Here is an 8,823-nt window from a genome sequence, read left to right on the forward strand (position 1 = left end):
TGACCGGATGGTTGGCACCGTGGTGGCCGAACTTCATCTTGAAGGTCTTGGCGCCTGAGGCCAGAGCCATGATTTGATGACCCAGACAAATACCGAAAGTCGGGATGCCCGCTTCGATCAGCGTCGCGGCTGCAGCGATCGCGTAATCGCAAGGCTGTGGGTCGCCGGGGCCGTTGGACAAGAAAACACCGTCCGGTTCCAGATCAAACACCGCCGAAGCGGGCGTTTGTGCAGGCACCACGGTGATCTTGCAACCCCGCGAGGCCAGCATGCGCAAGATATTGCTCTTCACGCCAAAGTCGTAGGCCACGACGTGAAAGCGCGGCTGGGTTTGCTTGCCGTAGCCCTTGCCCAGCGTCCACTCGGTTTCGGTCCAGCTGTGGCTCTCAGCAGCGCTGACGACCTTGGCAAGATCCAAGCCGGCCATGCTTGGCGCAGCCTTGGCCTTGGCTACGGCGTCGGCGATCAACTCATCGGTGATGGCCTGGCCTGTGGCCAGCGCCATGATGCAGCCGTTTTGCGCGCCGGTGGTGCGCAGCACACGCGTCAGGCGACGGGTGTCGATGTCGGCAATCGCCACCGTCCCTTCGTCCTTCAGGTATTGCGCCAGAGTACGCGTCTTGCGGAAGTTGGAATCAAGGATGGGCAACTCCTTGATGATCAGACCTGCGGCATGAATCTTCTGCGCCTCGACGTCCTCCTCGTTGACACCGTAATTGCCAATGTGCGGATACGTGAGGGTCACGATCTGACGGCAATAGCTGGGGTCGGTGAGGATTTCTTGGTAACCGGTGAGTGCGGTGTTGAACACCACTTCGCCGACCGTGTGGCCAGCAGCACCGATGGAGGAGCCTTTGAAGACCGTGCCGTCTGCCAGGGCAAGAATCGCTTTGGGGGAATTGAGCAGATCGGGCAGCACGGGAAACTCCAATATGTGCGCGCCCAGCTCTGCTGCAAAACTTGGGCGGGATGCCAAGTTGCCTGAGTCCGGAAGGGGGAAACTGGTTTGAGTTTCGCTGGGTGCGTTGGGTAGCGGGTAAACCTGCTGAGTATAACCGAGCAGGGTTATCACCGAGACCACCTCCCGCTTTTATTTGACAACTTGATGTCAGCCGGAGCTTGGCGTCAGCAAATTACCAGGGGCCAAGCCTGAGTCCTGCACATGACTCAGGCACACGGCAAGTCAGGCCAAAGCCGCAATACCCGCCCGAGCGATCTGCGCGTCTTCCGCGGACTTGACACCACTCACTCCCACTGCACCGACGCAGTAGCCCTCCACCAGAATCGGCACCCCACCCTCCAGAAGACCACTGAGACCCGGCGCACTCAAGAACGAGACTCGCCCCTGATTGATGATGTCCTCATAAACCTTGGATTCACGCCGCCCCAGGGCGGCCGTATGCGCCTTGGCAGGAGCAATCTGTGCAGAAATCGCTGCCGCACCATCCAGTCGCTGCAGCCACAACAGATGACCACCATCGTCCACGATGGCAATGGAAACCGCCCATTGATGGGCGAGTGCTTCAGCCTCCGCTGCCGCCGCAATCCGCTTGACTTCATCCAGACTCAAAAATGGCTTCTGCTTCATGTTGTTGAAATTCCAATGAAAGCGTGCACTTTAAACCTTGTGATCATGTGTCGGGATCGCCTGCCACATTGACCCCGCATGGGAAAAGCAGCCATGCGGGTGAGGCCTGAACAGCAAAACCAAACAAGCGCTACAGTTACGCCTGAGGTGCATGAGGCAAATCGACTGCCGCACCCTTATTTGTTAGGAGGATTGACGATGAACGAAACCCTGCAAACCCAGTACGGCAGCACGCTGAACAGCGGCTTGGCCGCAGATCGCCAACGCGTCTTGCGCAACACCTATTGGCTGCTGGCGCTTTCCATGGTCCCCACGGTTCTGGGTGCTTGGGTCGGTGTTTCGACCGGCATCATGGCCGCCATGGGTTCAGGCATGAGCATGATCGTGTTCTTAGTCGGCGCCTTCGGCTTGATGTATGCCGTCGAGAAGACCAAGCACACCAGCACCGGCGTCTATGTGTTGCTGGCCTTCACATTTTTCATGGGCTTGATGCTGTCACGTTTGCTGGCGGGCATCCTCGGATTCCGCAATGGCAGCAGTTTGATCATGCTGGCGTTTGGCGGCACCGGCGCGATCTTCTTCGCCATGGCCTCCCTGGCAACAGTGATCAAGCGTGATCTGACTTCGATGGGCAAATTCTTGTTTGTCGGCGCCATCATCTTGCTGGTGGTCGGTCTGGCCAACATCTTCATCCAGTCATCCGCACTGATGCTGACCATGCTGGCGCTGTCCATGGTGGTGTTCTCGGCTTTCATGCTGTATGACATCAAGCGCGTGATCGACGGTGGCGAGACCAATTACGTCAGCGCCACCCTGGCCATCTACTTGGACATCTATAACGTGTTCCAAAGCCTGCTGTCCTTGCTGGGCATCTTCGGCGGCGAACGCGACTAAGCCGCTTGCCCTGATCGCAAAGCCTGTCAACTCAGACAAAAAAGGGACCCTTGGGTCCCTTTTTTTCTTCCGCATCGGCTGAATCAAGCGCGCTCAAAAACCGCAATGCTCTCCACATGCGAGGTGTGCGGAAACATGTTCACTGCACTTGCCGCCGTGCAGCGATAACCTGCCTGATTGACCAGAATGCCAGCATCTCGAGCCAAGGTGGCTGGATTGCAACTGACATAAACGATGCGTTTCGGCGACTGCCAGCTGGGGGCCAGCGCGGGATCTTGAGCGATATCGGCCAGCGCCTGCGACAAAGCGTGGGCGCCGTCGCGCGGAGGATCTACCAACCATTTATCCGAAACACCATCGGCAACCAAGACCGCAGGCGTCATCTCGAACAGATTTCGTGCCACAAAGGCAGTCTTTTCAGCCAGTCCATTGAAGCGGGCGTTCTCACGCGAACGCTGCACCAGGGCTTCGCTGCCTTCAATTCCCAGCACTTCGCGCGCCCGAGTCGCCAAGGGCAAGGTGAAATTGCCCAAGCCACAGAACCAGTCGATCACCCGCTCCTCAGGCTTCACATCCAGAAGCCGCAAAGCACGTCCGACCAAACTCGTGTTGATGTGCGGATTGACCTGCGTGAAGTCCGTCGGCTTGAACGGCATCACGACACCAAACTCCGGCAGAGCGTACGACAACTGCTCGCCACCCTCATCCAGCAGATGCACGGTATCCGGCCCCTTGGGCTGCAGCCACCACTGAACACCATACTGGGCAGCGAACTCGCGCAGCTTGGCTTTATCCGAATCCGGCAACGGCGCCAGATTGCGAAGCACCAGGGCGACCACTGAGTCCCCCATGGCCAGTTCGATCTGCGGCAGGCGGTCACGCTCGGCCATGCTGGCGATCAAATCACGCAAGGGCATCAAGAGATCGCTGACCTTCTCGGGCACCACTTTACAGACCTGCATATCGGCCACATAGCGACTCTTGCGCTCATGAAAGCCGATCAAAACCTGACCCTTCTTCGGCACATAACGCACCGAAAAACGAGCACGATACCGATAGCCCCAGGTCGGCCCCTCAATCGGGCGCAGCAGCATCTCAGGCTTGACCTTACCCAGGTGCCAGAGGTTGTCCTCCATCACGCGCTGCTTGACAGCCACTTGCGCCGAGGCATGGAGGTGCTGCATCTTGCAACCACCGCAGGAACCCGCGTGCAATCCAAAATGCGGACACCCCGGGCGCACCCGCTGCGAGCTCTCACGGCGCATGGCCGTCACCACGGCTTGTTCCCAGCTGCTCTTTTTGCGGCCAACGTGAACCTGAACCTCTTCACCGGGCAATGCGCCTTCGATGAAAACCACCTTGCCTTCAGTGTTGTGGGCTACGCCCTGCGCTTCCAGGTCGAGTGATTCAACCTTCAGCCATTCTGTAACTTGAGTCATGACGAGATTATCCCTGCCTCAAGCCGATCAACCGCACATCGGAACTGTTGGCCTAGAAAATCGAGTCGCGGGTGATGCCATGACGCATCATGTTGCGCTTGAGTTTGGCAAGTGCTTCGATCTGGATCTGCCGAATTCGCTCCCGCGTCAGATGCAGACGCGTGGCCAGCACATCCAAGGTCTCAGGCTCCCGATCAGATAGCCCGAAACGACCCGCGAGTACTTCTCGCTCACGCTCATTCAAGCCCGCCAAACCATGAGCCAGCAGTTCATCCACCTCATGACTGAGGCGCAGCCCCAAGGGGTCCACAGCCCGCTCATCAGCCACCAAATCGACCACCGACTCCCCCCCCTCGGTCGAGCGATCCGCGGGCGAGTCCAATGAACTCGGCAATTCGGCATAGGACAACAGCTCAGTCACTTCGGCGACGGGTCGTGACAAGACCTCGGCAATATCCTCAGCGCGGACCTTAGCTTCCCCGCCTCCTTGCGCTCGCATCGCCTCCAGCGCACGACGCGCCTTCAACACATGATTCAACTCGCGCACGATGTGCACCGGCAATCGCACCAAGCGGGCCTGATGCATCAAAGCACTCTCGATGCTCTGGCGTATCCACCAACTGGCATAGGTGGAGAAACGAAAGCCCCGCTCGGGCTCAAACTTGCCAATGGCATGCATCAAGCCGAGATTGCCCTCCTCGATCAAATCGCTCATGGGCAGACCTCGCCCCAAGTAATTTTTGGCAATGCTGACCACCAATCGAAGATTGTGTTCAATCATCGATTGGCGCGCCTCAAAGCTGCCCGCGCGTGCTTGCACGGCGGTATCGAACTCCTCTTGCGGCGTGAGCAATGGCGTTCTTCGAATGTCTCTCAGATAGGCTTGCAGCGCGTTGCCAAGTTCGACATCGCCATTCGCAAACAAGCCTTGCGGCGCCACAGAAGAATCCTCCGTGTCGGCAAGGCCATTGGCATCAGATTTGGACGCAGCGTCCGCTGAGTCTGTCAGGAAGGTCGAATTCGGCGCAGGACGTTTCATGGACTCGCTCTGGCTGCGCCGATCAGGTTCTAACGACCCGGCAAGAGCTTGGCCGGATCCACCGGTTTGCCCTGCTTGCGCACCTCAAAGTGCAGCTTCACCTGGTCAGTATCGCTGGAACCCATCTCAGCAATTTTTTGCCCTTTTCGCACCGCCTGGTCTTCCTTGACCAACAAGGCCTGGTTGTGCGCATACGCAGTAAGGTAGGTTGCGTTGTGCTTGATGATGACCAGATTGCCGTATCCGCGCAAGCCCGATCCCGCATAAACCACCCGGCCATCCGCAGCCGCCATCACCGGATCACCGGCCTTGCCCGCAAACGCCAAGCCCTTGTTCCGCTGCTCATCAAAGCCCGCGCTGACCGGGCCGCCCACAGGCCAGGCCCAAACGGGATCTTCATCGGTATCTCGAGCCGCGCTAGAAGCCGCGGCAGCTTGAGTCGCTGCACCCGATGCCGCTGCAGCAGGCGTGACGGAGCCAGAGCTCGATGACGTTGCTGCGCCAACACCAGTCGCCACGGGCGCGGCCGAGATGCTCGGCTTGCTATCCAAGGGGCGCGTTTCAACCTTGGCCGTGCTGATCGATCTAGTAGTCACCGCTGCAGCATCAATACCCGGCGCCACGACACGCAAAACTTGACCCCGCTCGATCAGGTTGGGATTATCCAAGCCATTCCACCTGGCCACATCCCGCCAGTTTTGACCGTTATCCAAAGCAATTCGGATCAAGGTATCGCCAGGCTTGACGGTGTAATAGCCGGGCTTGCCTGCATTCTCCGCACCTGGCAAGGGTTTCACTTCGGGCTGAACGGCATTGACACTGACAGCGGGTGCTGGCGCTGCAGCAGCCTTGGTCGAAGCGCCAACTTTGCGCTCTTCAACCGGCGCGCGATTGGGCGTCGAGTTGCATGCGGCCAAACTCAGCAACACGCTCGCGATGAGCGTGAACTTCGAAAAACTACGGTAATTCTCTTGCATGCGGCGCTGATACAGAAGTGACGGGCTTTAGCGAGAACTCGATCTTGAGCTCTCGGCGAAATGAAGGGACGGAAGCACTTAAGCCTTAGAGCTTAAACGCTTCACGACACACCCGATTTTAAGGGCACGAACAAGACCGCTTCATGCTCAGTACGAACAAAGCGCCCAACACCAGCTTCAAGCACATGGTCGACGACCACCAGGATCTGGCCACGCCCACCCGGCGCCACCATCGGCGCGACCAAACGCCCGCCCGGGGCGAGTTGAGCCAACCAGGCCGGCGGAAGATCCTCACCGCCCGCCGCTGCAATGATGCTGTCAAACGGTGCTCCGGCCGAATAACCCAAGCGCCCATCACCATAGACCAAACGAATTTGAGCGGGCGTGCGCACAGCCGCCAGATTCATTTGAGCCTTTTCATGCAAGGGACGCAGCCGTTCAATCGAGACCACATGCTTGGAAAGCTCTGCCAATACAGCGGCTTGATACCCGCAGCCGGTCCCAATCTCCATCACGCGACCTAAGCGCCCCTGTTGGCCAGCGTTGGCGCCCCCAAACAAGATGGAGATCATGCGCCCGACGACTGACGGCTTGGAAATCGTCTGGCCATGACCAATCGGAAGGCTGGTGTCTTCATAGGCTTGGATTGCCAAGGCACTGTCTACAAACTCATGCCGCTGCACGGTAGACAAGGCCTGCAGAACCCGTTCATCGGCCAGACCTTCACGCTGCAAGCGTTGCACCATACGCCGCCGCACCATTTCGGAGTCCAGCCCCAGCCCCCGAGGGGCAGTTTGCCTTGCCGCATCGGCGGCTGCCTCACGCAAATGGCGCTGCGGCATCAACACTTCACGAGCCCCGGTGACAGGACCAGACCCCTGCCCTGAGGCCCCCTTGACCAGCTTTCCAAGCGGCAAAGGAAAGCGGGACGGGCGCAAAGGCGAATTACTCATTCGCTGCGCCCCAAACGCACGGACCAATCATTCAGCGCAGCATGATGAGTCAGATCAACTTGCAAGGGGGTGATAGATACCTGTCCAGCTGAGGTCGCGTGAAAGTCTGTCCCCTCTCCCGCCTCTCTTGCATCGCCAGCCGGCCCAATCCAATAGATCGTGTCGCCGCGTGGGCTTTTCTGACAAATGACGGGTTCGCTGGCATGACGCCGCCCCAAACGAGTGACGCGCCGAGGAAGCCTCAATGCATCCGCTCGATTGGGAATATTGACATTCAACAAGAACGGATGAGCCAAGCCTCCCGCGATGACCTGCTCGACCAACTGCCGAGCCACCGCCGCTGCAGCATCCAAACAAGCCCAACCCTTCTCGACCTGCGAGAAAGCAATCGACGGAATGCCAAACAGATAACCTTCAGTCGCTGCAGCAACCGTGCCCGAGTAAAGGGTGTCATCGCCCATATTGGCGCCATTATTGATACCCGAAAGCACCAAATCCGGTCGATAGCCCAACAAGCCCGTCAGAGCCACATGCACGCAATCGGACGGAGTGCCGTTGACATAGCGAAAGCCATTGCTCGCGGAATAAACCGACAAGGGGCGGCCCAAGGTCAAGGAGTTCGAGGTGCCACTGGCATTCTGCTCAGGGGCGATAACATCGAGTTGCCCCAAGCCCTCACAAGCCTTCACCAAAGCCAAAAGGCCTGGCGCGAGGTATCCATCATCATTGGCGATAAGTATGCGCATCGCATGATTGTAGGCACGCCGAACATGGGACTCACCGAGCGTCAACCCACCCTTGACGGGTCTCAGCTTTCCCATCATTGCCTCGCACGGGAAACCACCTCTATCGGCTGACACAAACACTCCGGCACAGCAAGTGACAGCAGCCCCACCTCTTGGCCCAGGAGGCGCCATCACCCACAAGCCCCGACCCAAACAAGAATCTCAAGAGACAATTTTGCACAACCCCTAACTCGAAGTGACAACGGGCAACTGAGTCCCGCGAATCAGGGGTCCACTTAAGGGTTAGACCAGCCTGCAAGCCATGGTTGTGCGATAGGATGGCAGTTACCCGGGACTCCATGCTATGGCCGTAAAAGTACTGATCATTGAAGACAACCCAGTTGCACGAAGTTTCTTGTGCCGAGTCGTACGCGAGAGCTTCAGCGACCCGATGGAGATCATCGAGGCCGGCGATCTTGAAGGCGCAAGACGCCACGTCGCCAAGCTTTCCGAAACCTCGCCCGAGACGGGCTTCAAGCTGATTCTTGTCGACCTGGAACTGCCCGACGGGAATGGCATGGAGTTGCTGGCTGAGTTGGCCGGCACTCCTGCGCTGAAGATTGTGACCACGCTGTACTCAGACGACGACCATCTCTTCCCCGCCTTGCAATGCGGCGCCGACGGCTATCTGCTCAAGGAAGACCGGTTTGAAGTCCTGGTCGAAGAGTTGCAACGCATCGTCCGCGGCCAACCCCCCCTCTCCCCTGCAATTGCGAGACGCCTGCTCTCCCACTTCCGCCCCAGTTCAGCCGGCGACTCGGGACCCATGGCACTCAACTCGGGTTTTGGCACGCTCTCCTCGAGCAGCTCTTTCAGCGCCGGCCGCGGCGTCGTTCTTGACCCCCCGCCCGAATGGGAGCGCCTGACTCCACGCGAGAGCGAAGTCCTGACCTACTTGAGCAAAGGCTTCACCATCAAGGAGATTGCCAACCTGATGGGCATCAAGTGGTTTACGGTCAACGACCACATCAAGTCCATCTACAAAAAACTCAATGTCTCAAGCCGAGCCGAAGCGGCCGTGCTGGCCAGCAAGCAGGGATTGGTCTAAGCAAAGATTACCCAGAATGGGCTCAGAAGGTCGACCGAGGCCTGTATTGTTGATGCCGACCGAAAACTGACCAGCTAAACCACGTAATGCCGACTGAATA

General features: G+C 58.5%; 9 protein-coding genes. 2 read left to right on the top strand and 7 right to left on the bottom strand.

Going from position 1 to position 8,823, the window contains the following annotated elements; all coding sequences use genetic code 11:
• Together carA and ACOVRJ_RS23000 are read right to left on the bottom strand one after the other, a co-directional pair.
• A partial coding sequence (carA, locus tag ACOVRJ_RS22995) for a glutamine-hydrolyzing carbamoyl-phosphate synthase small subunit (protein WP_422046149.1) occupies positions 1-919 on the bottom strand: 919 nt, incomplete at its 3' end.
• Between the two features lie 264 nt (positions 920-1,183).
• Positions 1,184-1,588 (bottom strand): GlcG/HbpS family heme-binding protein, encoded by a 405-nt coding sequence (locus tag ACOVRJ_RS23000; protein WP_422046150.1) that lies wholly within the window; start codon positions 1,586-1,588, stop codon positions 1,184-1,186.
• A gap of 198 nt (positions 1,589-1,786) precedes the next feature.
• On the opposite strand from ACOVRJ_RS23000, the gene ACOVRJ_RS23005 reads away from it, so the two are divergent.
• Positions 1,787-2,482, top strand: a complete 696-nt coding sequence (locus tag ACOVRJ_RS23005; RefSeq protein WP_422046151.1) for a Bax inhibitor-1/YccA family protein — start codon at positions 1,787-1,789, stop codon at positions 2,480-2,482.
• 83 nt (positions 2,483-2,565) lie between these two features.
• Here the strand turns inward: ACOVRJ_RS23005 and rlmD are convergent, their stop codons facing one another.
• The 5 genes from rlmD to surE form a co-directional block, all read right to left on the bottom strand.
• Positions 2,566-3,921: a 23S rRNA (uracil(1939)-C(5))-methyltransferase RlmD gene (rlmD, locus tag ACOVRJ_RS23010; protein WP_422046152.1), complete on the bottom strand. Its 1,356-nt coding sequence runs from the start codon at positions 3,919-3,921 to the stop codon at positions 2,566-2,568.
• A gap of 52 nt (positions 3,922-3,973) precedes the next feature.
• Positions 3,974-4,960, bottom strand: coding sequence for an RNA polymerase sigma factor RpoS (gene rpoS, locus ACOVRJ_RS23015; protein WP_422046153.1), 987 nt, complete (start codon positions 4,958-4,960; stop codon positions 3,974-3,976).
• Between the two features lie 29 nt (positions 4,961-4,989).
• Positions 4,990-5,937: a peptidoglycan DD-metalloendopeptidase family protein gene (locus ACOVRJ_RS23020; RefSeq protein WP_422046154.1), complete on the bottom strand. Its 948-nt coding sequence runs from the start codon at positions 5,935-5,937 to the stop codon at positions 4,990-4,992.
• A gap of 101 nt (positions 5,938-6,038) precedes the next feature.
• On the bottom strand, positions 6,039-6,779 hold the full coding sequence (locus ACOVRJ_RS23025) for a protein-L-isoaspartate(D-aspartate) O-methyltransferase (RefSeq protein WP_422046155.1): 741 nt from the start codon (positions 6,777-6,779) through the stop codon (positions 6,039-6,041).
• 107 nt (positions 6,780-6,886) lie between these two features.
• On the bottom strand, positions 6,887-7,636 hold the full coding sequence (surE, locus tag ACOVRJ_RS23030; protein WP_422046156.1) for a 5'/3'-nucleotidase SurE: 750 nt from the start codon (positions 7,634-7,636) through the stop codon (positions 6,887-6,889).
• Positions 7,637-7,979: 343 nt separating this feature from the next.
• On the opposite strand from surE, the gene ACOVRJ_RS23035 reads away from it, so the two are divergent.
• Positions 7,980-8,723, top strand: coding sequence for a LuxR C-terminal-related transcriptional regulator (locus tag ACOVRJ_RS23035; RefSeq protein ID WP_422046157.1), 744 nt, complete (start codon positions 7,980-7,982; stop codon positions 8,721-8,723).
• The last annotated feature ends 100 nt before the right edge of the window (positions 8,724-8,823 follow it).

This window comes from Roseateles sp. (assembly GCF_049240545.1).
Classification (GTDB): domain Bacteria; phylum Pseudomonadota; class Gammaproteobacteria; order Burkholderiales; family Burkholderiaceae_C; genus Paucibacter_A.